The sequence below is a fragment of the Haladaptatus sp. QDMS2 genome (assembly GCF_029338295.1).
Classification (GTDB): domain Archaea; phylum Halobacteriota; class Halobacteria; order Halobacteriales; family Halococcaceae; genus QDMS2.
In genome coordinates this window covers 129,620-155,014 of sequence record NZ_CP119791.1, presented here as the reverse complement: position 1 = coordinate 155,014, position 25,395 = coordinate 129,620, and the positions used below count along the sequence as shown (strand labels likewise).

32 protein-coding genes and 2 tRNA genes are annotated in these 25,395 nt (G+C 63.5%); 16 read left to right on the top strand and 18 right to left on the bottom strand.

Annotated elements, in window-relative coordinates; all coding sequences use genetic code 11:
* The first annotated feature begins 342 nt into the window (after positions 1–342).
* The 4 genes from P1M51_RS00825 to P1M51_RS00810 all read left to right on the top strand — a co-directional run bounded on the left by P1M51_RS00825 (position 343) and on the right by P1M51_RS00810 (position 4,591).
* Positions 343–2,157, top strand: a complete 1,815-nt coding sequence (locus P1M51_RS00825; protein WP_276274747.1) for a hypothetical protein — start codon at positions 343–345, stop codon at positions 2,155–2,157.
* Between the two features lie 76 nt (positions 2,158–2,233).
* Positions 2,234–3,466 carry an MFS transporter gene (locus tag P1M51_RS00820; RefSeq protein WP_276246287.1) on the top strand — a complete coding sequence of 411 codons (1,233 nt, stop codon included), beginning with the start codon at positions 2,234–2,236 and terminating at the stop codon, positions 3,464–3,466.
* A gap of 112 nt (positions 3,467–3,578) precedes the next feature.
* Positions 3,579–3,649 (top strand) — tRNA-Gly (locus P1M51_RS00815).
* A 108-nt stretch (positions 3,650–3,757) separates the two neighbouring features.
* Positions 3,758–4,591 carry an NAD+ synthase gene (locus P1M51_RS00810; protein WP_276246286.1) on the top strand — a complete coding sequence of 278 codons (834 nt, stop codon included), beginning with the start codon at positions 3,758–3,760 and terminating at the stop codon, positions 4,589–4,591.
* An 18-nt stretch (positions 4,592–4,609) separates the two neighbouring features.
* Here the strand turns inward: P1M51_RS00810 and P1M51_RS00805 are convergent, their stop codons facing one another.
* Both P1M51_RS00805 and P1M51_RS00800 read right to left on the bottom strand, forming a co-directional pair.
* Complete coding sequence (locus P1M51_RS00805; RefSeq protein ID WP_276246285.1) at positions 4,610–5,191, bottom strand: hypothetical protein; 582 nt, start codon at positions 5,189–5,191, stop codon at positions 4,610–4,612.
* Positions 5,192–5,221: 30 nt separating this feature from the next.
* On the bottom strand, positions 5,222–5,920 hold the full coding sequence (locus P1M51_RS00800) for an enoyl-CoA hydratase/isomerase family protein (RefSeq protein WP_276246284.1): 699 nt from the start codon (positions 5,918–5,920) through the stop codon (positions 5,222–5,224).
* A 60-nt stretch (positions 5,921–5,980) separates the two neighbouring features.
* On the opposite strand from P1M51_RS00800, the gene P1M51_RS00795 reads away from it, so the two are divergent.
* Together P1M51_RS00795 and P1M51_RS00790 are read left to right on the top strand one after the other, a co-directional pair.
* Positions 5,981–6,655: a hypothetical protein gene (locus P1M51_RS00795; RefSeq protein ID WP_276246283.1), complete on the top strand. Its 675-nt coding sequence runs from the start codon at positions 5,981–5,983 to the stop codon at positions 6,653–6,655.
* Between the two features lie 48 nt (positions 6,656–6,703).
* Positions 6,704–6,775: transfer RNA gene (locus P1M51_RS00790), tRNA-Thr, on the top strand.
* A 132-nt stretch (positions 6,776–6,907) separates the two neighbouring features.
* Here P1M51_RS00790 and P1M51_RS00785 read toward each other — a convergent pair.
* Positions 6,908–7,732, bottom strand: a complete 825-nt coding sequence (locus tag P1M51_RS00785; protein ID WP_276246282.1) for an alpha/beta fold hydrolase — start codon at positions 7,730–7,732, stop codon at positions 6,908–6,910.
* Between the two features lie 148 nt (positions 7,733–7,880).
* Here P1M51_RS00785 and P1M51_RS00780 point away from each other — a divergent pair, with 148 nt between their 5' ends.
* Positions 7,881–8,183 (top strand): hypothetical protein, encoded by a 303-nt coding sequence (locus tag P1M51_RS00780; RefSeq protein WP_276246281.1) that lies wholly within the window; start codon positions 7,881–7,883, stop codon positions 8,181–8,183.
* A gap of 147 nt (positions 8,184–8,330) precedes the next feature.
* Positions 8,331–9,614, top strand: a complete 1,284-nt coding sequence (locus tag P1M51_RS00775; protein ID WP_276246280.1) for an LVIVD repeat-containing protein — start codon at positions 8,331–8,333, stop codon at positions 9,612–9,614.
* A 3-nt stretch (positions 9,615–9,617) separates the two neighbouring features.
* Here P1M51_RS00775 and P1M51_RS00770 read toward each other — a convergent pair whose 3' ends face one another.
* Together P1M51_RS00770 and P1M51_RS00765 are read right to left on the bottom strand one after the other, a co-directional pair.
* Positions 9,618–9,803: a hypothetical protein gene (locus P1M51_RS00770; protein WP_276274746.1), complete on the bottom strand. Its 186-nt coding sequence runs from the start codon at positions 9,801–9,803 to the stop codon at positions 9,618–9,620.
* A gap of 103 nt (positions 9,804–9,906) precedes the next feature.
* Entirely contained in the window at positions 9,907–10,101 is a 195-nt protein-coding gene (locus tag P1M51_RS00765) for a hypothetical protein (RefSeq protein ID WP_276246279.1), read from the bottom strand.
* A gap of 88 nt (positions 10,102–10,189) precedes the next feature.
* Between P1M51_RS00765 and P1M51_RS00760 the strand changes: the two genes are divergently transcribed.
* On the top strand, positions 10,190–10,867 hold the full coding sequence (locus tag P1M51_RS00760) for a TrkA family potassium uptake protein (protein ID WP_276246278.1): 678 nt from the start codon (positions 10,190–10,192) through the stop codon (positions 10,865–10,867).
* Here P1M51_RS00760 and P1M51_RS00755 read toward each other — a convergent pair.
* From P1M51_RS00755 to P1M51_RS00745, 3 genes are all read right to left on the bottom strand, one after another.
* Positions 10,864–11,616, bottom strand: coding sequence for an amino acid ABC transporter ATP-binding protein (locus P1M51_RS00755; protein ID WP_276246277.1), 753 nt, complete (start codon positions 11,614–11,616; stop codon positions 10,864–10,866). The genes P1M51_RS00760 and P1M51_RS00755 overlap by 4 nt on opposite strands.
* Positions 11,613–12,302, bottom strand: coding sequence for an ABC transporter permease (locus P1M51_RS00750; RefSeq protein ID WP_276246276.1), 690 nt, complete (start codon positions 12,300–12,302; stop codon positions 11,613–11,615). Before P1M51_RS00750 ends, P1M51_RS00755 begins: the two co-directional genes overlap by 4 nt.
* Before the next feature lie 677 nt (positions 12,303–12,979).
* Positions 12,980–13,984, bottom strand: a complete 1,005-nt coding sequence (locus P1M51_RS00745; RefSeq protein ID WP_276246275.1) for a substrate-binding domain-containing protein — start codon at positions 13,982–13,984, stop codon at positions 12,980–12,982.
* Between the two features lie 137 nt (positions 13,985–14,121).
* On the opposite strand from P1M51_RS00745, the gene P1M51_RS00740 reads away from it, so the two are divergent.
* Together P1M51_RS00740 and P1M51_RS00735 are read left to right on the top strand one after the other, a co-directional pair.
* Positions 14,122–15,204 (top strand): putative sulfate/molybdate transporter, encoded by a 1,083-nt coding sequence (locus P1M51_RS00740; RefSeq protein WP_276246274.1) that lies wholly within the window; start codon positions 14,122–14,124, stop codon positions 15,202–15,204.
* A gap of 117 nt (positions 15,205–15,321) precedes the next feature.
* On the top strand, positions 15,322–15,792 hold the full coding sequence (locus P1M51_RS00735; protein ID WP_276246273.1) for a hypothetical protein: 471 nt from the start codon (positions 15,322–15,324) through the stop codon (positions 15,790–15,792).
* Positions 15,793–15,822: 30 nt separating this feature from the next.
* Here the strand turns inward: P1M51_RS00735 and rdgB are convergent, their stop codons facing one another.
* The 10 genes from rdgB to P1M51_RS00685 form a co-directional block, all read right to left on the bottom strand.
* Positions 15,823–16,386 (bottom strand): RdgB/HAM1 family non-canonical purine NTP pyrophosphatase, encoded by a 564-nt coding sequence (gene rdgB, locus P1M51_RS00730; protein ID WP_276246272.1) that lies wholly within the window; start codon positions 16,384–16,386, stop codon positions 15,823–15,825.
* A gap of 70 nt (positions 16,387–16,456) precedes the next feature.
* The gene (locus P1M51_RS00725; RefSeq protein WP_276246271.1) at positions 16,457–16,729 is read right to left on the bottom strand and encodes a DUF5808 domain-containing protein; all 273 of its coding nucleotides are present in this window, start codon (positions 16,727–16,729) and stop codon (positions 16,457–16,459) included.
* 31 nt (positions 16,730–16,760) lie between these two features.
* On the bottom strand, positions 16,761–18,338 hold the full coding sequence (locus P1M51_RS00720; protein WP_276246270.1) for a bifunctional N(6)-L-threonylcarbamoyladenine synthase/serine/threonine protein kinase: 1,578 nt from the start codon (positions 18,336–18,338) through the stop codon (positions 16,761–16,763).
* A gap of 3 nt (positions 18,339–18,341) precedes the next feature.
* The gene (locus P1M51_RS00715) at positions 18,342–18,476 is read right to left on the bottom strand and encodes a 30S ribosomal protein S27ae (protein WP_276246269.1); all 135 of its coding nucleotides are present in this window, start codon (positions 18,474–18,476) and stop codon (positions 18,342–18,344) included.
* The gene (locus tag P1M51_RS00710; RefSeq protein WP_276246268.1) at positions 18,477–18,794 is read right to left on the bottom strand and encodes a 30S ribosomal protein S24e; all 318 of its coding nucleotides are present in this window, start codon (positions 18,792–18,794) and stop codon (positions 18,477–18,479) included.
* Between the two features lie 63 nt (positions 18,795–18,857).
* Complete coding sequence (locus tag P1M51_RS00705) at positions 18,858–19,409, bottom strand: GTP-dependent dephospho-CoA kinase family protein (protein WP_276246267.1); 552 nt, start codon at positions 19,407–19,409, stop codon at positions 18,858–18,860.
* On the bottom strand, positions 19,409–19,609 hold the full coding sequence (gene spt4, locus P1M51_RS00700; protein WP_276246266.1) for a transcription elongation factor subunit Spt4: 201 nt from the start codon (positions 19,607–19,609) through the stop codon (positions 19,409–19,411). The genes P1M51_RS00705 and spt4 overlap by 1 nt, the downstream gene beginning before the upstream one ends.
* A 2-nt stretch (positions 19,610–19,611) precedes the next feature.
* Positions 19,612–20,181, bottom strand: coding sequence for a DNA-directed RNA polymerase (locus P1M51_RS00695; RefSeq protein ID WP_276246265.1), 570 nt, complete (start codon positions 20,179–20,181; stop codon positions 19,612–19,614).
* Positions 20,182–20,183: 2 nt separating this feature from the next.
* On the bottom strand, positions 20,184–20,552 hold the full coding sequence (locus P1M51_RS00690; RefSeq protein WP_369685074.1) for a twitching motility protein PilT: 369 nt from the start codon (positions 20,550–20,552) through the stop codon (positions 20,184–20,186).
* A 19-nt stretch (positions 20,553–20,571) separates the two neighbouring features.
* On the bottom strand, positions 20,572–21,804 hold the full coding sequence (locus tag P1M51_RS00685; protein WP_276246263.1) for a translation initiation factor IF-2 subunit gamma: 1,233 nt from the start codon (positions 21,802–21,804) through the stop codon (positions 20,572–20,574).
* Between the two features lie 174 nt (positions 21,805–21,978).
* Between P1M51_RS00685 and P1M51_RS00680 the strand changes: the two genes are divergently transcribed.
* The 5 genes from P1M51_RS00680 to P1M51_RS00660 all read left to right on the top strand — a co-directional run bounded on the left by P1M51_RS00680 (position 21,979) and on the right by P1M51_RS00660 (position 25,316).
* The gene (locus P1M51_RS00680; RefSeq protein ID WP_276246262.1) at positions 21,979–22,896 is read left to right on the top strand and encodes a helix-turn-helix transcriptional regulator; all 918 of its coding nucleotides are present in this window, start codon (positions 21,979–21,981) and stop codon (positions 22,894–22,896) included.
* Positions 22,897–22,995: 99 nt separating this feature from the next.
* Positions 22,996–23,262, top strand: a complete 267-nt coding sequence (locus tag P1M51_RS00675; RefSeq protein ID WP_276246261.1) for a hypothetical protein — start codon at positions 22,996–22,998, stop codon at positions 23,260–23,262.
* A gap of 65 nt (positions 23,263–23,327) precedes the next feature.
* Positions 23,328–24,239, top strand: coding sequence for a helix-turn-helix domain-containing protein (locus tag P1M51_RS00670; protein ID WP_276274745.1), 912 nt, complete (start codon positions 23,328–23,330; stop codon positions 24,237–24,239).
* A gap of 109 nt (positions 24,240–24,348) precedes the next feature.
* Positions 24,349–24,594, top strand: coding sequence for a hypothetical protein (locus tag P1M51_RS00665; RefSeq protein WP_276246259.1), 246 nt, complete (start codon positions 24,349–24,351; stop codon positions 24,592–24,594).
* 38 nt (positions 24,595–24,632) lie between these two features.
* Positions 24,633–25,316, top strand: coding sequence for a haloacid dehalogenase type II (locus tag P1M51_RS00660; protein ID WP_276246258.1), 684 nt, complete (start codon positions 24,633–24,635; stop codon positions 25,314–25,316).
* The last annotated feature ends 79 nt before the right edge of the window (positions 25,317–25,395 follow it).

Below are 25,395 nucleotides of genomic sequence, written 5' to 3'. Positions count from 1 at the left end.
AATTGTCCGATTGTCCGTACACGCGTTTCCCCCAGTATGTGATGAGTGAGCCATGGGTATTGTTACCTACCTGATAACGGGGTTGCTACGTCGAAAGGCCGCTCCGATAACGGTTGTCGGGAAAAACACCCGCCGGATGCCGAAAATGTGAGCCACTGTAGATGTCAATCTCGAAAATGTCGTTTCATCCGGAATACGAGCCCGTAAAACCCGGAATAACCCGTAATTATGCTGGATAACGAGTTGTTAACGCAGCATCATCCTTTCGTTTCGTCATAGTTTAGTCACTCTATAATAACAGTCGTTAGTACGTTACTGTCTTGCCGAGGGGCAATTTATAGCATGAAAGAAAATACTGACGAACCGGACGACAACGACGAGACGTTCGATACGACTCGACGGGGATTACTCGCGCTGGCGGGGCTCACAGGGCTGAGCGTGGTTGGCAACGGCCGACCATCCCCCAACGCATCGTTCCGAAATCTGACCCCGGAGAACGACGCCCTCTCCATCGACGGCAACCTCAACATGGAGGGGAACAACATCCTCAATCTGAACGACATCACGACGTCGGATGATTTCTCGTCCTGGAGCACCTCCGGCTCCGGAAACGGGACCATCCAACTCCGTGACTCGACCGCCCAAACGTGGTCGATGCGGGCCTACGAGGGCGACGGCGACGCCCCCGGCCCGGTCAAATTCCAGTCGCCGATTTCGGGCGCAGACGAGGATGATGCCGGTGCCGTAAATCCAGGAAGCCTGGAAATCACCAAGGGCGCAATCCTCGATTCGATGTCCGTCAAGAGCTGGAACGTCGTGGACGTCACCGAGCGCGGCATCCAGCCGGGAACGGACGACGACCTCGGGAAGTTCATCAAGGACGACTTCGACGGTGGCGTCAACAGCACGACCATCTACGTTCTCCCAGAGGGCGAGTACACCTGGAACACCGCAGTCACCGTCGAGAAGTTCGACGCCTTCGGTATTATCGGGAAGCCACAGGCGAGGGTGAAATGCAGAGATCCGCAGATGACCCACTTCCTGAAGTTGGGCAGCGGGGCGAAGGACAACGCGGACATGTTCCTCACAGAGAACATCACGTTCGACATTACCATGCCCCAGTGTGCGGCTTCCTCCATCCAGGCGGCCGTAGACGAATACCTCTACATCAACAACATCAAAATCATCGGCGAGATGGACCGCGACTACGGTCAGGTCTACTCCATCCACCCGACCCTGCTCAAGGAAACCGGTCGCGGCTACGTGAGCGTCACCATGCCCGACGGCGGATACTACAACCCGGAGCAAAGGGAGCAAGAACATCCGATGGGTATCTCGCTCGAACGTGACCACCTCGGTCACATCGTCATCGAGAACTCGTTCATCGAGGGGTTCATCAACAACGGCATCTACAGCGCCGGACACAACGGCCAGGTGAGCGTCCGAAACACCCAGATCAAAAACTGTGGTGCCGGGATGCTTCGCCTCGGCGACGGTGACTTCGCGTACAAGTGCCACCTGATAAACGACGACGCGGAGGACCGCGACTACTCCTATGCCGCCCTCTGGGTCGCGAAAGCCCGCCACGCCGTCGCGAACAGCATCTACATCGATGCGATTCAGGGGACGCCCTCCGAACTCATTCGCGTAAACGAGGACACGAAACACTGCCAACTGACGAACATTCACGTCAACTCCGACGACTCCCAGTACATTTGTGAGTTCAGGGGCAGCGGCGACGACGAAGGGATGATCGTCTGTTCGAACTGGACCATCAACGACACTGGCGGGAGCGGCACCCGGGCGCAACTCGGGCGCATCAGCCGCGCGAACGTGAAGATTAAGGACTGGGAAGTCCGGTTGAACCCGCCGTCCGACGGCAAGCGCCACGGCCTCGTCATCGACGCGCCGTGGGTGGACATCAGTGGCTGTACGTTCTATCACGGGAAGGGAGACGACGGCCTCTCGCTGCTGCTCGACGACGGTGCCGACTACATCCGGCTTCAGAACAACGACTTCAAAGCCGGAAAGCTGTACCAGTACAGTCGCGCCTCGCTCAAGAACGGGATCGTGACGGGCAATCGCTTCAGAAGCGGAACGAGCATGTCGGGCGAACGAACAGGCTGGACGACCAGCGTCAATCAGGGCGGCCTCTAACCGAGGCAACCTGAGAATCCGGCAGACCCTGACGGCTCACATACCGTTTTGAGGGCTCGCCCGAAACGCCCGGTGCATGGCCACAGAGTCCCCCGAACGAACCTCACTCGCAGCGAACGTTCGGGGACTCTGGAGCGATGGCCGCGGCCCGATTCTCGTTTCGATTGCGCTCGGCTGGTTTCTCGTCTACGGACTCAGAGCCGCGGTGCCCGCGATTCTACCGCAAATCAAGACGGCGTTCGTCCTCGACAACGCCGCCGCCGGCCTCGCCTACTCCGCGCTGTGGAGTGGCTACGCCATCATGCAGTTTCCGGCGGGGCTGCTCGTCGACCGCTTCGGCGAGCGGACGCTCCTCGTGGCGAGTCTCGGCCTCACCGCGCTTGCCGTCGCCGGACTCGCACTCTCGCCGCTGTTCGCCGCGTTCGTCCTCGGTAGCCTGTTGCTCGGCCTGGGGATGGGACTCTACGGCCCGGCACGCGGGACGATACTCTCTGCAGTGTACGACAAAAGCGATGGAACCGCAATCGGCGTGACGTTCGCCGCGGGGAGCATCGGCGGGGCGCTGATCCCCTTTCTGGCCGGGGTGCTGGTGGTCAGCATCGGCTGGCGCACCACCCTCGGCCTGCTCGTCCCCCTGTTCGCGCTCATCGCCCTGTTCGTCTGGCGCGTCGTCCCTCGTGCCCGGTCTGCAGCAGTCGGCAACGATGGGCGCAGTGTCGCCAAGGATATGGACGGCATCGTCGAGGGTGTGCTCAAGCGTCCGGTACTCATCGCCGTCGTCGCGATTACGCTCCTGCTCTCGAGTTTTCAGGGCTTCGCCGCGTTCTTTCCGACCTACCTGACCGAAGTGAAGGGACTCAATCAGGGGACAGCGGCGGGACTCTATGGGCTCATTTTCCTCGCCGGAGCGGTGGCCCAACCGCTCGCGGGCGGCCTCGCCGACACGTACAGCGACCGGGCCGTCCTCGCCGTCGCGGCGGCCATCGGCGCACTCCCGCTGTTCGTCGTCCCGTTCGTCTCCGGGGTCGTCCCGTTCGCCATTCTCTCGGCCGTAGTCGGGGTGCGACTCGGGACCTATCCGGTCACGAACGCCTACATCATCCGGTTGCTCCCGGACGAGGTGCAGGGCGCATCGTGGGGACTCGTCCGAACCGTGTTCTTCCTCGTCGGCGCGGCGGGTCCGGCCCTCGTCGGCCTCCTCAGCGATTTCTCCGGGTTCGAGACGACGTTCCTCGTCCTCGGCGGCGTGACTGTCGTCTCGGCCATCGTCTACGCGCTGTTGCCCGTACCCGGAACCTACGGGACGTGAGGGCGAACGTACATCCGCTGCGGAACCGAATCGCTGTACAGCCGCGCAGTCACGACCCGCGAGAAGCGCTACGTTCAAGTGTGACGCCGAAGAATGGAAAGACGCAGACAGCGCGTCCGTGGTCTAATGGCATGACTTAGCCTTCCCAAGGCTACAATCCGGGTTCAATTCCCGGCGGGCGCACTTCTCAGACCCTCGAATCGACGAGCCACGGCCCCGTTCGCGCTACGAACGTCCACAAATTCGCCGTGGTAACAAGGCTATTTGACGCTCCCGCCCCTACTTTCGCCAATGACCGATACTCAGTCCGCCGACGTCGCAACTCGAATCGACCTCTCGTTTACAGAGGCCGAACTCGACGCCCACCGCGAACACATCACTCAGTTCATCCGCGACCAGGTTCGCGCCGCGGGCGTCGATGGGGCCGTCCTCGGTCTCTCGGGCGGTATCGACTCGACGCTCACAGCGTTTCTCGCGGTCGAAGCACTCGGGAAGAAACACGTCCGAGGCCTCGTCCTCCCGAGTGAGGTCAACGCGGCGGACAACATGAGCGACGCAGAGCGCGTCGCCCAGCTGCTCGAAATCGAGTACGACGTCATCGAAATCAACCCCATCGTCGAAGAGTTCCTCGCCGCCGTGCCGGAGGCCGCAGACGACCAGCTCGCCGCCGGGAACGTCCGCGTCCGCACGCGAGCCGTGCTCAACTACCTCGTCGCGAATCACGACAGCCGACTCGTCCTCGGGACGGGCAACCGGTCTGAGGCGCTCGTCGGCTACTTCACGAAGTACGGCGACGGCGCGGTCGATTGCCACCCAATCGCGAACCTCTATAAGGGGCAGGTACGGCAACTGGCCCGCCACGTCGGCGTCTCCGAAGACCTCGCGGCGAAGACCGCTACCGCGGAGATGTGGGTCGGCCAGACCGACGAAGAAGAGATGGGCGTCTCCTACGACACCTTAGACCAGGTGCTCGCCCTGCACGTAGACGGCCCGCTCACGAAGGCACAGACGATGGCGACCCTCGGCGTAGACGAGTCCGTCGTCGACCGGGTAGACGAACTGTACACGAAAAGCGAGCACAAACGTCACGTCCCGCCGGGCCCCGACCCGCTCTCGGGGCACTGAGGCGTTCCGTTTCGGGACCTACCCTTTTTCCGCGACGATGGCGATGCGGTCACCCTCAGCGAGCAGATAGTCACCCGGCGTCACAGACCGGCCGTTTACCTGCACGCGCACCGTGTCGCCGTCGGCTTCCGAGTAGGTCGTGCCGTCGTACGAGACAGTCGATTCCGTCACCGAGATGTTGAGTGTCCCCATGGCGTATTTGAGCGTGATTTGATTCGCGTGACCGTGCCAGGTGGTGCCGTCACCGCCCTCGAAGTGGAAGGCGGCGTCCTGACGCTGGAAGCGGTCCTGGCTGAAATCCAGCTGGTCACCGCCGATGGTCACTGTGATTGGACCGTGGAAGTGCGCGCCGCCGAAGTTCGTCGGGCGAATCTCGTCGCTTCCCGCGAAGAAGGTGACGTAGCCGATGATGGCCGCGACGGTGACGACGACCACCACGAGCGCGTAGGGTGCGGCATCGACGGCCGTCGGCTGGTCGCGGTCTACGCCCACCCGTCTGCGGTCGATTGGCCCGAGTTCTGCGGCGTGTTCGTCGCGCAGGTGACGGTGGTAGGCCGCCTCGTCTGCGAACGACGCATCACAGTACGAACACTCGGGCATTGGTTAGCAACTCCTGCACGTGGAAGCGACTCAACCTTTTCGGTGAGAGTCAAAATCGACCGCCGTCTCGACGAGGTCGGCGAACGCCTCGGCCTCGGCGCGCTCTTGAGCGTCCGTCGTGGCCTCGTCTCTGATGCGTTCTTTCACGACTCGGAGTGCAGCCGGGTTGTTCGACGCGATGCGCTCTGCGACCGCCTGCGGGTTTTCGGTGATCTGGGAGATGAGCCCCACGCGAAGGGCCTCGTCCGCGTCGATAATGCGACCGGTGAGGCCGATGTCGAGTGCTTCGCCCTGGCCGACGATTTTCGGCAGGCGAACCGTCCCGCCCCACGCACCGAAGAGGCCGAACACGACGCCGGGTTCCGCGAACGTCGCCCGCTGGGTCGCCACCCGAACGTCGCAGGCGAGCGCGAGTTCGACGCCGCCACCGCGCGCCGCGCCGTCGATACCCGCGACGGTGACGGCCTCCGCATTCTCGATGTCCGCGGCGACGCGCTGGCCGAGTTCGGCGAACTCCTTCGCTGCTTGGCCGTCCAAGTCCCGCACTTCGGAGAGGTCTGCCCCCGCGGAGAAGGCGCTGCCCGCGCCGTGGATGTAGACGACTGTCGCGTCCGTCTCGGTGACGGCCTCGGAGAGGGCTTCGAGACCGTCGACCGTGAGGGCGTTTCGCTGGGCGGGGCGGTCCAGAGTGACCACCCGCAAAGCCCCGGTATCCGTGGTCGAAATCATGGCAGGAAGTGACCGTCCGTTTCCAAAGGTCTTTGCCCTTCCCGCCGCTAAATTGGGGCAATGGAGGAAGCCGATGCGGTCCGCCGCGCCGCGCTGGACGCGATACGTGAAATCGAGCCAGTGCGCCTCCGTGGCGACTTGGAGGCCATACTCTCTACAGGGTCGATGGCCCCGGGGGTCCTGACGCTCCTTTGTGCCCAGGCCATCGACGGTGCCGAACCACACGCGATTCGAACCCGGGCCGCGGGCGTCCAGCTAATTTACGAAGGCCTTCGCCTCACGCGAACCCTCACACAGAACCCCTCGTGGGAGACCAACGTCGAACAGGCGAATTTGGACGTACTCGCCGCGGACGTGCTCGTCTCCCGCGGATTTCACCTTCTCGCCCGGACCGAAGCCGCGAACAACGCCGTCGCGACGGTCCAGGCCTTCGGCCGCGACCAGACGCTGCGAGGCGAACCCGACGCCGACACCGACGACTTAGACCGCAACTTAGAACGCGATGTCCTCGACCTCGCGCTCGTCGCGGGAACCACCGCCGTCGGCGCGACTATCTCACCCGCCCTGCGGGCGTTCGTCCGCAACCTGACGACGACCTATGAGGCCGTCGCCTTCCCCACGGCGACGATTCTCTACACGGACGCCGTCACGAAGTCGCTCGCGGGCCATCTCGCGGCCCACGACGCGGGCAAGGGACTGGACGACGGGGTCCGAACCTCGGCGACGGACCCCTGATGCGAATCGAAACGTCTAACAACAAACCGCCGTAAGTGGGTAATGCCTGCCTGGGTAGCTTAGCGGTAAAGCGCGTCCTTGGTAAGGACGAGAGCCCGGGTTCAAATCCCGGCCTAGGCTCTTCTTACGAACTCACACAACGAGCGATAGCGAGTCGTTTCGAGTGAGTAGTGAGCCGTCAGCGGGATTTGAGCAAGGAGCGTTAGCGACTGAGTTCAAATCCCAGCCTCACGTGTCTCAGCAATCCAAATCCTACACAGTCACGACGTTCGCCTCCAGAAACGCCCGCATCGCATCGCTGAAGAACGCGGGGTTGTCGAGGTTCGAGGCGTGGCCACCCTCGGGGACGGTCCGGACGACGGCCCCGTCGATTCGAGCGCCGAGGAGGGGTGCGTGGCGGCGGAGAAACGGCGGTTCGTTTTCGCCGTAGAGCACGAGCGTCGGGGCGGTAATCGCCGCGTACTCGACGGTCGTCTCGTGGAAACTTGCGACGGCGCGAATCACCTTCGCGAACTCGTCGGTGGTCATCTTTGGTCCCTGCTCGCGGAGCCGTTCGATGTGCTCGTAATCGCCGCTCGCGCCCCGGGAGAGGCGTTCTTGAATCCTGACAAGGACCTTCTCGACGCGCTCGTAGCCGACGAGGCGGACGAACGGAATTGTCGCTTTGAGCATCGTAGACCGCTGGAGCCACTCGCCGCGAGTGAGGAGGGCGGGGGTGAACGTGTCCGCAAGCACGAGGCCGGCAATCTTCTCGGGGTGGCGGGCGGCGTACACCTGCGCGATGCAGCCACCCGTCGAGGTGCCACAGAGGACTGGCCGGTCGAGGCCGAGGCCGTCGATGAGCGCGTCCAGGTCGTCCGCAAAGAGGTCGATGGAGTAGGCGTCTCGGTCGGAGCCGCCGGTTCGGCCGTGGCCGCGCACGTCGTAGGCGATGGTCCGGTAGCCGTCGCTGAGGGCGTCTATCTGCGGGTTCCACTGGTTGTGGTCCACGATGGCCCCGTGAATGAACACGAGAGGTGGCCCGTCGCCACGCTCCTCGTAGTAGGTGAGAACGTCGTTCGTTCGGATCGTTGGCACAGGTGTATCTAGCGTCGCGTGAGAAGATGAACGTGTGCGGACAGGAGCCGTGAGGCGTCCACATACGGCATCTGCGAAGGACGTGGGAGTTTGGATTGCCGTGAAGACTGCCACAACACCGAAACCACTGGCTCACGAATCTCCGAGCATGGACGTTCAAGAACTGCAGGACTACCTCGAATCCGAACTCGACTTTCCCGCAGACATCGCGACGGTCCGCGAGGAGATTGGGGAGACGAAACTCGAATCGGCGAACACCGACGACGAGCTGACCATCGCGGAGGTGCTCTCGCACATCGAAGACGAGGAGTACGGCTCGCCAGTGGAACTGTTCGAGTCGATTCAGGCAAATCTGCCAGCTGAGTACGTCGGACGCGAGGGGTACACGGACAGGGGAACGAGCGGAAACGAGGCGAGCGAATCCGAAGACGAAGAAGACCAGTCGTTCTGACGCGGCGTTTGAAGACGATTAGGTCGTCTGTCTCGCGTGGCCGTCGTCGCAAAACCAGCTGCGCAAGCGTGTCAAACTATCAACGTCAATATTATTCCTAACGTAAGAATATTTTAATTAATTCCGGCGTGACCGAAGGGATGGATTATGCCTTCCAACCACACGACACGACGGCAGGCGCTCAAGTTGCTCGGCGCCTCCGCGGTTGCGGCGGGCGGTATGGGCGTAGCGAGTGCGAAACAAGACGACCGAACCCTCTCACTGCTCGGCGAAGTCGGCGTGAGCGGAATCACGGAGGTGACGACGCAGGGAACCTACGCCTACGCGGCGACGAACGATGGACTCGCCGTCGTCGATTGGCGTAAACCCCACGACCCGGAACTGCTCGTAGACATGGAAGTCCCCGGCGCGGGCGTCTGGGACGTGAAAGTAGACGGCGACCTGCTCGCCATCAGCAGTCAGGGTAGCGAAGAACACGACCACGGCGACGGCGATGGGGACGAAGACCGCGCTCCCGAAGACGAAATCGGGACGCACTTTTACGACATCAGCGACCCAGCGAACCCCGAGTTCCAGGGGACGTGGCAGGTCCTTCCCGAGGGAGTCCACAACCACTACCTCGTCGGAGACGTCTGTTACATTGCGAAGGAAGCGCCGTTCGACGACAGCGAACTGCAAATCGTGGACGTGAGCGACCCGACGAACCCGTCGCTGCTCTCGCGGTGGGCCGTCGAGGACGACCGACCGGAACTCGACCGAGAGACCAATTTCATCCACGACGTGTACGTTCAGGGTGACTACGCCTACCTCGCCTACTGGGACGCCGGGACGTGGGTGCTCGATGTGAGCGACCCGGCAAACCCCGAGGCTGTAAGCGGGTTCGGAATGGCTCCGAACGCGGACCAAGCTCCCAACGGGAATCTCTGGGAACGCCTCCTCACCCTCCCGGGGAATTCCCACTACGTCCAACCAACTCCCGACGGCAAGTACGTGTTCGTGGGCGCAGAGACGTTCCCCGGCGGATACGTCGACAAACCGGACAACGACGACTACGGCGGCATCAAGGTGTTCGACGTGACTGATTTCGACAATCCCGAACAGGTGGCACGCATCAGTCCGCCTGACGTCGAGGCGTTCCGCACGTCGCATAATTTCGACGTGACGAGCAATCGCCTCTATACCTCGTGGTACGACGGGGGCCTCACGGTGTTCAACGTGATCGACCCTGCGAATCCCGAGGAACTGTCTCGCTACGACCCCGATGGGTCCTCGTTCTGGGGGGCCGTCTACGAGCGCGGGACGACCATCGCGAGCGACATCGGTCGCGGAATCGTGTTCCTCAGCGACGACCGCGGCAAACGCGCCGCGCCGAAGTTCAGCGGGTCGCGGCCGAGCAACGCAGCGCTCCAGCCGCCACACGGCGAAGAATAGTCGTCACTCCTCGTTTTTCGAAAGGGGCAGGAGACGGCGTGGACAGTCGAGCCACGAACCGTGGATGATGACGGACGTGAGCACGGCTTGTCGCGTCTGCGTCGAAACGAAGGGGACCGCCGCCGGGACCCCAATCCGACGGCATTCAGGGCGGTATGCGACGAACCGGACTGACGAGGTTCGTGGCACAGTCACCGCGTCCCACCCCCGGATGGACGATTGGGCCGCGCGAACTTATATCTACTGTCCAACGTTCTGAAATTAACTGACGGGAGCGGCGTGAAGTGAGCGATTACCGGTCCATATACGAGGTGAGCAGGGTGCCAAAGCCGACGAATCCGAGCAGTCCGAAGGCTGGCGAGAGGTAGAGGAACCACTCGCCGACCGCGGGCGTTCCGACCATGGTGAACAGCCAGACCTGACCACCGCACGCGAGGGTGATCATCGCGAGACCGAATCCCCGGACGGCGGTTCGCTGTCGCGCCATACACCACGAAGACGGAGGATGAGCCTGAAGCTTGCGACGTGATAGTCAGTAACTAACGTTTTTACGCCCGCCGTCGTATGGAGGCCGTATGAGGTATGTCATTGTAGGCTTCGGGCGCGTGGGTCACCGAACCGCGCGAATTCTAAAAGAGGAGGGGCACGACGTCACCATCATCGAAATCGACCCGAAAAAGTGTGACCGTGCCCGCGACGAGGGGTTCTCGGTCATCGAAGGCGACGCGATGGACGAACAGATACTGAACGACGCAGACCTCGATTCGGCGGACGCCTTCGGCGGCCTCTCCGGCGACCTGAACGTGAACTACGCGGCCTGTATCGTCGCCGCGAACCACGGCTGTCGAACGGTCATGCGCATCGACGAGGACTACCGCGAAGAAATTTACCAGAAGTACGCGGCAGAGGTAGACGAAATCATCTATCCCGAGCGCCTCGGAGCTATCGGCGCGAAGAACGCGCTGCTCGGCGGCGACTTCAACATCATCGCAGACCTCACCGCAGACCTCTCGCTCGCGAGTTTCTCGCTGCCCGACGACTCGCCGGTCATCGACCTGCACATCAGCGAAATCGAACTCCCAGACCGGGCCGTCCTCTACGCCCACGGTCGGGCGCACAACGCCCAGACTATCCCGCTACCCCAGACCGTCGTCCAGCCGGGAGATCGCGTCTCGGTCATCGCAGAGGTTGGTGACATGGACGAAGTGAAAAACGTCCTGCTTGGTGAGAACCGACAGGCGACGGCCAGCTAGTACACCAGTTCGCCGGTGATGAACTTTCGCGCCCGCTCGTCGTGTGGGTGCTCGAACACTCGTTCTGTCGGCCCGCGTTCGATACACTCACCAGCCAACAGCACCGCCGTGCGGTCGGACACGCGGCGTGCTTGCTGCATGTCGTGGGTCGCGATGACGACGCCGATGCCACGATCACGCGCCCGGTCTACGGCCTGTTCGAGCAACGCGGTGTTCCGGGGGTCCAGATTCGAGGTCGGTTCGTCGAGGAGGAGCACGTCCGGTTCGACGGCGAGTGCCCGGGCGAACGCGACGCGCTGGGCTTCACCCGCCGACAGCCCGAGGGCGTGTTGGTCTACCTGGTCGCGCATGCCGACCGTTTCGAGGGCGTCGAGGACCGCCTCGTGGGTGCCGTTTCGGGACAGTCGCCCGGCGAGGCGGTCGGTCCACGACCGACGCACTTCGAGGCCGTAGGCCGCATTCTTGCCGACGGTCGTACTGAACAGACTTCGGTCCTGGAACACCATGCCGATGCGTCGTCGGAGCGCGAGGCGGTTCTCTCGTGGGAGCGACCAGACGTCCGTGTCGTCTACGCGAACCGACCCCTCCTGAGGCGGTTCGAACAGCGCGAGCAGGCGCAACAGCGTCGTTTTCCCGGTTCCAGAGGGACCCACGATAGCCAGGACTTCGCCCGGTTCGACGGCGAGCGAAACGTCGGCGAGGACCCGCCCGTTGTCGAAGCCGTGTGAGAGGTTCTCGATTCGAATCATGCGTCCCACCGTCCGCGGTCGCGGACCCACGCCCCAAGCGCGTTCACGCCGAGGACGAGGACGAGGAGGACGATACCGAGGGCGATACCCGTCTCGAAGCGCCCGCGTCGAGCCTCCACGGTGATGGCTGTCGTGAGCGTTCGGGTGAGCGACGTGCCGTCGGAGAGGACGATGTTCCCCCCGACGATAAGAATCGACCCGACCTCGCTGATTGCCCGACCGTAACCCGCGAGAATGGCCGTGACGATGCCGTACCGGGCTTCTTTGACGACGACGAGGGCCACGTCCAGTTGGGTGCCACCGGCGGCATAGGCGGCGTCTCTGACCGATTGGCCGACGCTCTCGATGGCCGAGAGCGTCACGCTCGTAATGACGGGGGCCGCGAGGATGACCTGCGAGATGATCATGGCCTCCGGGGTGAACAACAGTTGGAGGCTCCCGAGGGGGCCGGACCGAGAGAGCGCGAGCAAGACGACGAGGCCGACGACCACGCTCGGGAGACCCATCCCCGTGTTGATGACGGCGGTGACGACGCGCTTACCGGGGAAGTCGGTGAATCCTACAGAGAGCGCCACGGGTAGGCTGAACAGGGTGCTCAACAGCACCGCCGTCGTGCTCACCTGGAGGGACACGACAGTGATGCTGATGAGATAGCGCCAGTTCAGGTCCGCGAGGCTCTCTAACACGTGCTGTCCTCGGGTGTCAGGTGACTAAAAGGCCACGAGTCAGGTACTCACGACTACAGTCGTGGGTTTGCCTCAGCGGTGGGCCACCCGCCGTGGCAATTTAATTGTCCAGGAGACTCCGACTCTAACGCCTGACAGCGTGGGAGCATGGAGCAACCACTCGTGTTCATCGTCTCGGACTCTCGGGCCTCCTGACGGGCGACCCAACCCACAGGGAGTGCGTGTCTCACGCGGACGTGGCCAGAACAGCGTCCACCGAAACGTGGAGGTAGCACAACCGCCTGCGGTTCTTGTGCCCCGTGGTACAGTGTTCCATGCTGGACGTCGGATGTTTCGACGGAGAGGATGCGCCCTCGCCCCACGAAGCGGGGTTCACGTCGCTCGCAGTGCGCCCGCGACGTGTGCCTGTGTTGGACGAAGTTCCCGTGGTGCAACATCCCAATCAGGCAGTTCAAGGGCCAACACCACCAATCAAAGCGTTTTCGATGGGGTTGGCAATGTAACGTCGTCGGTATCCATCTGCTATCGGATTCCTCCCACGTTCACAAGAGTACAGCTCTTGTGCAGCCCATCAGAACGGCTCTGCCGTTCTGAGGACGGCTAAAGCCGTGGGCTTCCTCCTTGTATTTCTGTGAGTGGGGAATCGGGCGGGCACACGCTGTGGGTGAAAGTGGCCGTTAGTAATCGGCCGGAACCTGCTGGTCGACCCAGTAGAGGTACTGCTTGTCGCGCGTCGAGAGCGACTGCGCCTGCGACGCGGAGTAACCCTGGGGGACGTACTGCTCGAAGTTCGGCTCTTCTGAAATGGCGTTCGGGAAGAACAACTGCGAGCCGTTCGCGGTGTAGTTCTCGATCATCGACTGGCCCTGAGGGCTCGTGAGGAACCCAATGTACGCCATCGCGGCCTGGTAGTTCACGTCCTCGTACTTTGCGGGGTTTACGGCCATCACGCCGTAGGGGTTTTTCAGGATGACCGGTCCACCCTTGAGCGGCCCCTGGACGTGGATGACGAGGTCGATGTCGCTCTGCATCGAGAGGTACGTCCCCCGGTCTGCGAGCGTGTAGGCACCCGTCTGGTCTGCCTGGATGAGCGTATCACCCATCCCTTTCCCGACTTCGCGGTACCACCCACCGCTCGGTTCGACGCCGGCCTCCTCCCAGATGATGCGTTCTTTCTTGTGCGTGCCGGAATCGTCGCCGCGAGAGACGAACACGGCTTCAGACTCGGCGATGGTCGAGAACGCTTCCGTGGCGCTCCCCATTCCGTTGATTCCCGCCGAATCGTCCTCGGGCCCGACGACGACGAAGTCGTTGAACATCACGTCGCGGCGGTTGACGCCGAAGCCATCCTGCATGAACTTGTCTTCTGCGTTCCGGGCGTGGACGAGGATGACGTCCGCGTCCCCGTCACGGGCGGTACGGAGACTCGCACCCGTTCCCTTCGAGAGGGTTTTTATCGTCACGCCGAAGTTCTTCTCGAAGGTTGGGTGAATCGCGTCGAGCAGGCCCGTGTCGTACGTGCTCGTCGTCGTCGCGAGGACGAGTTCGCCGTCGCCAATTTGCCCGGACTGGGCGGGCGTCTGTTGGTTGTTCGCCGCGTCGTTGCCATCGGAGTCGAGACAGCCACTGAGCCCGAGAAGCGCGCCCGCGCCCGTCGCCTGGAGGAACCGTCGTCGTTGCATCCTGAGCGTATCGATGGCGGTACCCGCATTAAATCTTGATGAAGCGGAATAACCAAATTTGGTTGCATCGTGTGGAAAACGTTTGGAGATGAGGTTACTGAGAAGAATGAAGCCAATCGAGCGCTACGACCCACACGATGGCGATTGGGCACGCCGAGCGGACCCGTCCGGCACTCAAATTCACGACGAACGAACTGACTGGCGCGTTAGGAGATTCGATTACGGCCCTCCCGCTCATCGTCGCGATTGGAACGCTCACAGAGGCGTCGCTCGCCCACATTCTGCTCTTCTTCGGGCTGTTTCAGGTCGTCTGGGGCGTCCGCTACGGACTTCCCCTCTCAGTCGAACCGATGAAGGCACTCGCCGGACTCGCGATCGCCGGCGCAATCACCCACGGCGAACTCGTCGCCGCGGGCCTGCTGGCCGGGGGAATCTTGCTCGTCGCGGGGCGACTGGGAACGCTCTCTCGACTTTCCGAAATCGTGGGATTACCGGTCATCCGAGGCGTACAACTCGCCGTCGCCCTCCTGCTCGCCCAGACCGGTCTCTCCCTTGGTGTCGGTGACCCAGCCATCGCCGTCGGCGGCGTGGCACTCGTCGGCGTCGTCGCGCTCTTCGGATACACGCAGGCGAGTGCGCTCGTCGTGCTCGGAGTCGGGGTTTTCGTGGCCCTCTCACAGACGCCGTTTACTGTTTCCGTTCCCTCGCTGGCACTATTCCCGGCCGGGCCACCCACGCTCTCGCTCGCCGCAACGGAGGGCCTCGCCGGCCAGTTAGCGATGACCGTCGGCAACGCCGCCGTCGCCACCTCGCTCCTGCTCTCCGACCTCTTCGACCGCGACGTGTCCGCAGACCGCCTCGCCGGCAGCATGGGCTCGATGAACCTGCTCGCCGTCCCGCTCGGCGGCCTTCCGATGTGCCACGGCAGCGGCGGCCTCGCCGGCAAGTACGCCTTCGGTGCGCGAACCGGCGGCGCGAACGTCATCCTCGGCGTCCTCTACGGGCTTGCGGCACTCGTGGCGGGCGTGCTCGTTGGCTTCCCGATGGCGCTGCTCGGCGTCCTTCTCGTCGTGGTCGCCCTCCAGCTGGGTCGCGTCTCGCTCGAATCAGACCACCTGCCGGTCACCATCGCGGTGGGCCTGCTCGGCCTCGTCTTCGGCGTGGGCGTCGCCTTCGTCGTCGGCCTCGCTGGCTGGTGGCTTCTCTCCCGGCGCGCGTAACGGTTTTCGCCCGCGCCCTGCAACCTGCGAGCATGACCTGGGCCGACCTGTTCGAGCGTGCGGCGCGTCACGAAACCACCGAACGAGCGGTGCGAGACGCCCTCACCGAGGTGCGCGATGAGTAATCCGAACCCCGCACGCGTGGTCGGCGACGCGGACGTGTTGGCCGCGGACCTGCTCGTCGGCGGCCCCGCCCGCGAGGCGCTCGACCACGTTCGCCGCCACTCGTGGGTCGAACTGGTGGCCTCAGACGAGTTGCTCGACGACGCAGAAGCCGTCATCACCCGACTCGCGGACGCCGAACTCGCCGCAGACTGGCGCGCGAAAATCGAGACCCTCCGAGTGCGCGTCGAACACCCGCCACAAGACCACCCCGCGCTCGCCTCGGCCTACCACGGGCAGGCCGCCCACATCCTCTCGTTCGACGAAGGCTTCCGGAGCGCGAAAGCCGGTGCAGCCATGCAAAAACGCGTGAAAACGAGCGTCAAGCACCCCGACGCCTTCGCAAAACTGTTCGACCCCGAATCGCTCTACGACGTGGTCGGCGGCGGCGAGTATCCCGGCCCGGACCGCGACCCGCGTGCGTAGACTGGGGCAGGCAACCCTCGACGCTCGCGCCTATTCCGGCACGCCCGGATTCCACTCGCCGTCGGTGCTGAACCACTCGGCGAACTTCGCCAGCGCCCGCCCGCGGTGGCTAATCGAGTTTTTCGTCTCCACGTCCATCTCCGCGAGCGTCGTCCCGTTGTGCTCGAAGATTGGGTCGTAGCCAAAGCCACCCTCACCGCGGGGCGCGACGATGCGCCCACGAACGCTCCCCTCGAACGTCTCCGCCCGTTCGCCGTCGTAGTAGGCCACCACAGAACGAAATCGAGCGCGGCGATTGTCCTCCATCTCGGTGAGGTTCCAGACCCGCTCGACGCCGACGGTGTCCTCGACGTACGCCGAGTACGGGCCGGGAAAGCCGCCGAGTGCGTCGATGAACAGTCCCGAATCGTCTACGATGATGGGGTCGTCGCCGTCGAGGTGGTCGAACGCCTCTCGCGCGCCGTGGAGCGCGATTTCGGCTAAACTGTCGCTCTGGACTTCGGTGTAGTCGAAGTCGGCCTGTGCGAGTGGTTCCGTGAGGTAGGTTTCTGCCTCGCGGACCTTCCCCTCGTTGCCTGTGACGAACCGGAGCATATCCAAGTGGGCGTGGGCGGGAGAAAATAGCCTGTCGAATGTCGATGCCGGGCGGAAAAACGAGTCGCGCTCAGTCGACGATGACCTCGACCGGCCCCTCGTCCGGCAGGTCTTCTTTCTCGACGACCTTGTTGCGCTCCTGGTAGAGCAGTGCGCCGACGACGCCGAGGACGATCCACGACCGCCAATTGGCGAGGTTCAGGGTGTAGCCGATGCCGAAGGGCTTCTCGACGAGCATCTCGTCGCCTGGCTGCCAGTACGACTGCAGCATGCGCTTCAGGCTCGGGCGTTCGAAGTTGTACGGAATCCCCAGTATCTCTCCGGACGATGGTTTGTCAGCCATACGAACGCATACGAAGGGGAGGGTTAAGGAATTAGTGGCTTTCCTGATACCGCCCGCGACCCTCGATTTCCCGGAGTTGGCGCAGGACGCGCTCGTCGCCCGCCTCGCGATAGCCGGCCTCTACCGCGTCGCGCAGCGGTTCTGGGTCGCTCGCCGTCCCCGTCAGACTCTGGTGGAAGACGTGGAGGTCCATCGCGTAGTCCTCGACGTGGTCGGTGTAGAACCCGAGGCCGAAGTCGATGAGGTAGGTGAACTCGCCGACGCGGACGTTGCGTGTCGTCGGGTCGCCGTGGACGAATCCCGCCCGATGGAGCGCGGCGAGGTGGCGGCCCACGTCCCGAACGCGCGCGGCGGTGAGGTCCGCACTCAAATCCTTCTCGCCGACGAATTCGAGCGTGAGCGCGCCCTCGCGGACGTCCACGTCGTAGACGACGGGCGTCGGGACGCCGTGTTTTCGCGCCTCGCTGAACAGACGCGCCTCCTGAACGGTGCGAGTCTTGCGGAGGTGGGCGTCCAACTCGGGATGGCGATACGTCTTGGGCAGGCGGCGTTTCACGACCTGGTTACCTTCGACGGTGACGGTGGCCTCCGCGCCGACCAGTTCACGTCCGGCCTCGCCAACGACGGCGACGCTCTCGTCCTCGCGCCAGGTGACGGGCACCTGGTCCGGGCGGAAGTCGGGGTTGACCGCCGACTCCGCGACGGCGATGGTGTCGCCTGCTTGCGCCATCGTCGCGCCGAGCACCGCAATCATGCCGGCGTTGTCGCGCAGGAAGCGCGGTTCGGGGGCGTAGAAGTCAGCGCCCCGCTCCTCGCACATCGTCCGCAACATCTCCTGAAGGCGGGCGTTCTGGGCGACCCCACCCCCGAGGACGAGTTCGTCGCTTCCGGTGAGCGAGAGCGCGCGCTCTGCGACTTCGGTGAGCATCCCGAAGATGTTCTCTTGCAGCGAGAAACAGACGTCCTCGACAGACGCGCCGTCGTCGTAGGCCTGTTTGGCCGCACTCATGATGCCGGAAAACGAGAAGTCCATTCCCTTGACGACGTAGGGCAGGTCGATGAGTTCCCCGCCCTCGGCGTACTTTTCGACTTTCGGGCCGCCGGGATGCGACCAGCCGACGTGCCGAGAGAACTTGTCGATTGCGTTGCCGACGCCGGTGTCCATCGTCTCGCCGAGCACCTGATAGCGCCCGTTGTGGAAGCCGAGGAGGTGGGCGTTCGCGCCGCTCGCGTTCAGACAGACCGGCGAGTCGAATCCCGACTGGTGGCGGCCGATTTCCAGGTGAGCCACCATGTGGTTGACGCCGACGAGCGGAACGTCGAGTGCCTGTGCGAGCGACCGGGCGGCCGTACCGACGATTCTGAGACACGGGCCGAGTCCCGGTCCCCGAGAGAAGGCGACGTAGTTGACGGGGCCCGCTGCCTCGTCAAGGACCTCGGAGACGACGCGAGGGATGGCACTGGCCATGTGTTCTGCGGCCTCGCGCGGGTGAATCCCACCCGTCGCTGGTTGGTAGGGGTCTGAGACGATAACAGTTGAATCGGTCTCGGTGTCGTGAATCGCCGCGCTCGCCGCCCACGCGGTCCCCTCGATACCGAGTACGCGCATTCCCTATTTCCACTCGGTGTAGCCACAGCGGCCGCAGTGGAAGCGGTCACTGTGCTCTGCGAGGAATGCGTCGCCACACTCTGGGCACATCTCGCGGTCGGTCGTGCCGTCTTCGTTGTAGAGTTCGTGACGGGCCATCTACGCTTCCTCCGCCTCGGCGTCTGCGTCCTCGCCGTCTGCGAGAATCTTGTTGCGTTCTAGCATGTGCTTCTGTTCGACCTCACGGGCGAACTCGGAGCTGTCGTAGACCTTCGCGACGCCGCGGGTCTTGCGCATGCCGAACTTCGTGTCCATCTTGCGGACGACGACTTCCGAGGCGTCTTTGTTCAGTTTCGCGGCGAGGCTGTCGCGGACCGAAAGGCGCGACGGCGTGGCCTCGTCGTGGATGATTTCGAAGCGAACGTCCGTTCGGTGAAGCATCGGATTTTCCGATTCTTCGAGGATGGTAATGTCCATGGTAACTCAGTTACAGGGATTTGGCGGCGAACCGGCTAAAAGGATTTCGAAGGGACTGGCGGCCTATTCTGCGTCAACGCCGAGGGCTGTCCACGCCGCTTCGTGGTCGCCCGCCATCGCTTCGAGCAGGGAAAACATGCGATGGCGGACCTCCGGCGTCACGGTGACGAGCACCATGCCCGCGTCGGGTTGGCCGTAGACCACGCTTGCCCCCTCCGGGGCGGCGACGATGGCCGGCAGCGTCGCGAGGTCCTCTTCGCCCTCGACGACGATGACGACGGTCTCCGGCGCGTCGATGGCCTCCCGCAGCACCGAGAGCAACTCCTCGGTGAGCGTCGCGGCCGGGTTGACCGACGTGAGACGACGGTCGTACCCGCCGATGGCCTCGGAGATGGCCTCGTCTACGGCTTTGCGCTTGGTCTTGCCGTCGATGACGGCCACGTCGGGGACGACGCCCGCCTGCGTCAGATGGTAGGTGACGATGTCGCCGACGGCGATAATCGGGCGCCCTGCCTGTTGGAGGAGTTCGTCCGGGTCGGTAAACAGCGGTCCGAGCGGGTCTTTGAACGCCGACCGCAATTCGTCGGGGAGCGTGAGGACGGCGTCGTCGGTCACTATCGAACCTTCAGTGCGTAGGCGCCCGGCGAGGTGACGCCCATCTCTTTGGCGATGTCGCTCTTCTCGGGATGGGCGATGACGACGTAGCCCGCCCAGTCCTCGGTGAGGCTCGTAGACCCACAGTCCGGACAGACGTCACCGTCCGAGACTTCGAGGACGCGGTGGCAGTCGCGACACACTTTGCGCTTCTTTGCCATGGTTATTCACCCGCAGCGGCCTGCCGGCGTTCGCGCTCCTCTTTCAGCCAGCCGTGTTTGCCGAGGCCGACCTGTTTGGCCGTGAGGCCGATTTTGCTGTCGCGTGGGTTGCGCTCGTCGATGCTCTTCGTGACGATGCGGGCGCGAACCGAGTCGCCCACACCGAGGGCGCGGTTGGACTCGCGGGAGGCCAGTTGTTGGCCTTCCTCGTCGAACGCGAGGTATTCGTCTGAAATCTGTGAGACGTGGAGCAGCCCGTCCACGGGACCGATGCCGACGAACGCGCCGAAGTTGACCACTTCGACGACTTCGCCGTCTACGACTTCCTGCATCTGTGGGTCGTAGGTGAGAGCGTCGAAATCCGCTTCGTAGTAGACGCCGGGCTTGTTCGGGATGACCGCGCCGTCGCCGATTTCGTGGACCTTCGTCACGCTGACGATGCTGCCCACGTCTTCGTCCATCCGCCCTTCGAGTTTGTCCTGTAACAGCTGCTTTACCAGTTGTGGAGACACGTCCGCGAGGTGCTTCGGTGGCACCTCGACTGTGTCCTTGAGTCTGACCCGTTTGTACATACTTATGGTCGAGTGATTGCCAGTTTGTTCCGGCCCCTTATACCAATTACTGGTACGCCAGCGGCCAGCAACCGCCGTTTCAGGGGTCCGTCGTTCGTGACGACGTAGTCGCACTCACCGTCGTCGGCGAGTTCGACGATCGCGTCGTCCGCATACGATGCATCGTGTGTGAGGGTGCGACAGCGCTCGCGGGCGAGGTCCGCTCCGACGCTCGCGGCGACCGCCTCGCGACTCGCGCCCGCAGCGAGTTTCTCCAACTCGGCTACGACCGCTTCGGGGGTCACGAGGTCGACCACGCCGAGCAACCGGTCGAGTTCGTCGAACACGCGCACGTCGAGTTCGACCGGCATCATCAGAGCGTTCGCGTCCATGAGCACCGTCACCGCCATCCTACTCCGTAATCGTGCCGACGCCGATGAGTCGCCAGCGCGCGCCGACACGGCGGTTGATGGCGACCTTCGCGCCTGCTGCGGCGCAGACCGGGCGCTTTAGGCGAACTTCACACTCGCCGTCTCGGGCGCTCGTGACGGCACCGACGGTGGTGGCCGTCCCGACCGTCATCATGAGCGGTTCGCCGGTCGAAATCTCGTCGACGGTGTCCTCGTCGTCGCCGACGACGCGGTCTAAGAGGTCCACCGTCATCTCGAAGGCTTCACGCGTCGGTGGCAGCGACCCTGGTGGCCCTGCAATCTGGCCGGCGAGTCCGTCGCCTTTCGTGAGGCTTGGGTCGAGGCCAGTACCGACGCCAAGCAGGCCACCGGGCGTGGCCGAATCGACCGACTGCCCACCCGCCTGGATGGAACGGACGTTCGTCGTAATCGGTCGCCACTCGGTCTTGCCGCCCTCTTCGACCTCGCGGCCGGGGCGGATTTCGATGTCCTGGTCGGTTTCGAGACCGCCCGCGACGAGCGACCCGCCGATGACGCCACCGGTCAGGTTCTCCCAGGTCGTCCCCGGGCGGTTGATGTCGAAACTGCGGGCGATGTGCAGTCGGGCATCGTCGCTCGGGTCGCGATCTGGGGTCGGAATCTCCTCTTCGATGGCCTGGATGAGCAGGTCTAAGTTGACCTCCTGTTGGGCGCTGATGGGGACGACGGGAGCGTCCTCTGCGACCGTGCCCTTCGTGAACTCTTTTATCTGCTTGTAGTTCTCGCGGGCCTGCTCTGCGTCGACGAGGTCGACCTTGTTTTGGGCGATGACGATGTTGTCGATGCCGATGATGTCGAGGGCCATCAGGTGCTCTTCGGTCTGTGCCTGTGGCACGGGCGAGGTGGCGCTCACGAGCAACACCGCGCCGTCCATGATGGCTGCTCCGGAGAGCATCGTCGCCATGAGCGTCTCGTGGCCGGGCGCGTCCACGAACGAGACGGTGCGAAGCGGTTCGCTCTCCGTGCCGTCTTCGCACTCTTCGTCGACGGTGTAACACGCCGGCGCTTCGACACCGGGACACTTGCGGAACGTCGCGTCGGCGTAGCCGAGGCGGATGGAGATACCGCGTTTCATCTCCTCCGAGTGCTGGTCCGTCCACTCCCCCGAGAGCGCTCGCACGAGCGTGGTCTTGCCGTGGTCGACGTGACCGACGAGTCCGATGTTCACCTCCGGTTGTTGATGTTTCCCTGTCATTTCGAGAGTAATCTTACAGAGTAGTCACCCCGAGCGACGCATAAACCTACTGTTCTCGCCCCACACCCCGCGCGAGGGCGGGCCAGAGCGCCCCTCCGCCTGCTGTGGGTTTCCCCAGGTCTGCTGAAGATTCCTTCAGGGAAGGGATTAGACCCCTCGCGGCGTACAGGTGGTATGTCATCTCACCCCACGCCGGGCGATGCACCCGTCGTGCCACTCTCTGCGACACCGAAAACCGCGCCCGCAGAGGTGTTCGCCGTCATCTCGAACGAGACACGACTGGCCATCTTAGAGGCGCTGTGGGCCGCAGAGACCCGGCCCGTGACGTTCTCTGACCTGAATCGAGCGGTTGGCATGAAGGATTCGGCGCAGTTCAACTACCACCTGCGCCAGTTGCTCGACCGCTTCGTCCAGAAATCAGACGACGGTTACGACCTCACGTTCGCCGGCAAGCGCGTGATGCGCACCCTCATCTCGGGGATGTTCACCGACGACGTGAGCATCGACGCCTTCTCACTGCCCGGAACGTGCGTCTCCTGTGGCGAGACGCTGGTGGCGGCCTACGAGAAAGAACACCTCACCGTGGTCTGTCCGGCCTGTGACCGGGTCCACAGCGCCTACCCCTACCCGCCGGCGGGCATCTACGGGCGCACCCGCGACGAGTTGATGAAGGGCTACAATCGGTGGGTGCGCCACCTCTACGGCCTCGCCGCCGACGGCGTCTGCCCCGAGTGTGGCAGTTCGATGGGCTCGAAAATCGTCGATGGCGAACACTGCCTGCCGGAACTCGAAATCGCCGTGAGCCACCGCTGCGTCCAGTGCGACGCGAGCGCCATCGCCGCCGTCGGGATGACCCTGCTCGACCAGCCCGACGTGGTGAGTTTCTACCGCGACCACGGCATCGACCTCAGAACCATTCCCTACTGGGAACTGCCGTGGTGCGTCGGCGACGAGCACACGACCGTCATCCAGGACGACCCGTGGATGGCACGCGTCGACATCAGCCTCGAAGCCGAGGAACTGCGCGTCACCCTCGACGACACCTTCGACGTCGTCGCCGTCGAGCGGGCGAAGTCCTACCGGCGCGAGTAATTATCCGATTTTCGACAGAAACAGACTTCAGTATCGTCGCTTACAGAAATGTAATTCAGATTACTCTTTTTAACCCCGAACGCCTCCGTTCACCTGTCCATGAAGACCGACACTCGCACCCTGTCTGCCGCACAGTACGCCTACCGCAGACCCGCTCGAACGGCCGCAGAGCGCCTCAGCGAGTACCTCCGCGCTGGGGTCATCCTACTCGCCATCGCCACCGCCCTCGCGGTCCTGACCGTGGGTGTCAGTTCACTCCTCCCCGGCCCCGCGCTGTTCGTCCTCGGGATGGTCGGCCTGGTGAGCGCCCTCGTGCTCGTCCCGTTCGCGGCCATCAAACTCGTCGTCTCGGCGGTGGAGGCGTAATCACGAATCCAACCTAAATTTATTTCACTGAAACTTTTTGCAACGGGGTCACAACTGTTACCACAATGAAGGAATCCTCCATCCAGGACTGCGAGGAATGTCTCGCACCCGCCGACGCCTTCTCCACTATCGCCAACGAGACGCGCCTCGCCATTCTGGAAGCGCTCTGGACGGCCCCCGAGCGGCCCGTCAGTTTCTCCGAACTCCGGCGGTCGGTCGGGATGCGTGACTCCGCGCAGTTCAACTACCACCTCGGCAAGCTGACCGGCCACTTCGTGAAGAAGACCGACGACGGCTACGACTTTCGCCACGCAGGTAAGAAGGTGGTTCGCGCCGTCCTCGAAGGCTCGTTCAACGAGGACCCAGAACTCCCCTCGTTCGGGATTTCCGGGTCGTGTGCCGACTGCGGCGGCGGGCTACAGGCCGCCTATGCCGACGAACAAATCACCATCGACTGCACCGTCTGCGGGCGATTTCACTCTCGCTACTCCTTCCCGCCGGGCGGCCTGAACGACCGCACCCGCGAAGAGATCATGGCCGCGTTCAACCAGCGCGTGCGCCACCTCCACTGTCTCGCTGCCGACGGCGTCTGCCCCGAGTGTACCGGGCGGATGGAGACCACCCTCAGACGGGCCGAGGACGCCGACTTCGCGGGCGAGGTCTGCGTCGAGCTGACCTGCGCGCAGTGCAACCACCAGATTAGCTCTGCGGTGGGGCTGAAACTGCTCGACCAGTCGGACATGGTTACCTTCCATCGAAATCACGGCATCGACCTCTGTGCGACGCCGTACTGGGAGTTCGACTGGTGCGTCTCCGACAACCACACCACCATCGTCTCCGAAGACCCGTGGTCGATTCAGGTCACGATTCCGCTCGACGACGAGGAACTGCGCGTCACCCTCGACGGCGACCTGCGCGTGACGGACGTAGAGACGTTCCCCGCCACCGCACCCGCCGACTCGCGGACGACCGCCTGAACTATCACATTTCTTCCAGAAACGCAGTTCAGTCCACCCGTTTACAGAAATGTAATTCAGGAATCAGATATGGTGCCGTGGCTCCTTTCTTTATCTGAGGAAGAAGCCCATGGCTGCAACCAACCCGCACCTGTCATCCGCCGCCCGACTCGGCCCGAGAACGCCCACTGACGCCGCCGCAGACGCACTCGTCACGCTGCTGTTCGTGACCCTCGCGTTCGCGGCACTCGCCGCGCTCGCGGTGGCGGCGACGGCCCTCCTGCCCGCACCAGCCCTGTTCGTGGCGCTGTGGGTCGGTGGCGTCGCCGGCTTGCTTGCGCTCCCGTTCGCCGTGGGGTCGCTCCTCACCCGGTGAGGGAAACAGTTCTGTAACCCGGCGCGCAACCCACTGACATGGCATTCGACGCGGCCCGGGTTACGACCGTCACCTTCGATTCGTACAGTACAATTGTCGACGTAGACGCCGCAGAGCAGGCGCTCGCGGACCGGGTTGCGGACCCCGAACCCGTTTCTAAATTGTGGCGCGCGCGCTCCATCGAGTACACGATGGTCGCGAACTTCGTTGACGCCTACCAGCCCTTCTACGAGATGAACCGCGACGCCCTCCAGTACGCCTTAGACGTCCACGGCGTGGACATCTCCACCGACGAGCGCGACGAAATCCTCGCCGTCTACCACGAACTCGACGTGTTCGACGACGTGCGCGACGGGATAGAGCGCCTGCAAGACGGCGGCTACGACTGCTACGTCGTCTCGAATGGAAACCCCGAGATGCTCGACTCGATGGTGAAACACGCCGGAATCACGGACCTCCTCGCCGACACGATTTCGGCCCACGAGGTGGAGACGTTCAAGCCGGACGCCGAGATTTATCGCCACGCGGCGGGGCGGACGGGAACCCCGATAAAAGAGATCGCCCACGTTTCGGCCGGCTGGTTCGACGTGATGGGCGCACAGCACGCCGGGATGCAAGGCGTGTGGGTCGATAGGAAGGGCACGCCCTACGAGACGTTCGGCGGGGAGCCTGACCTGACGATTGAGACGTTTTACGACCTGGCTGACGAGCTGGGTGTTTAGGAGGGTCGAAGTTGCTCGGGAGAAGTTCGTGAGTGGTCCAAGACCGCACGAATCACGAGCCACAATGAGAGACAGCATG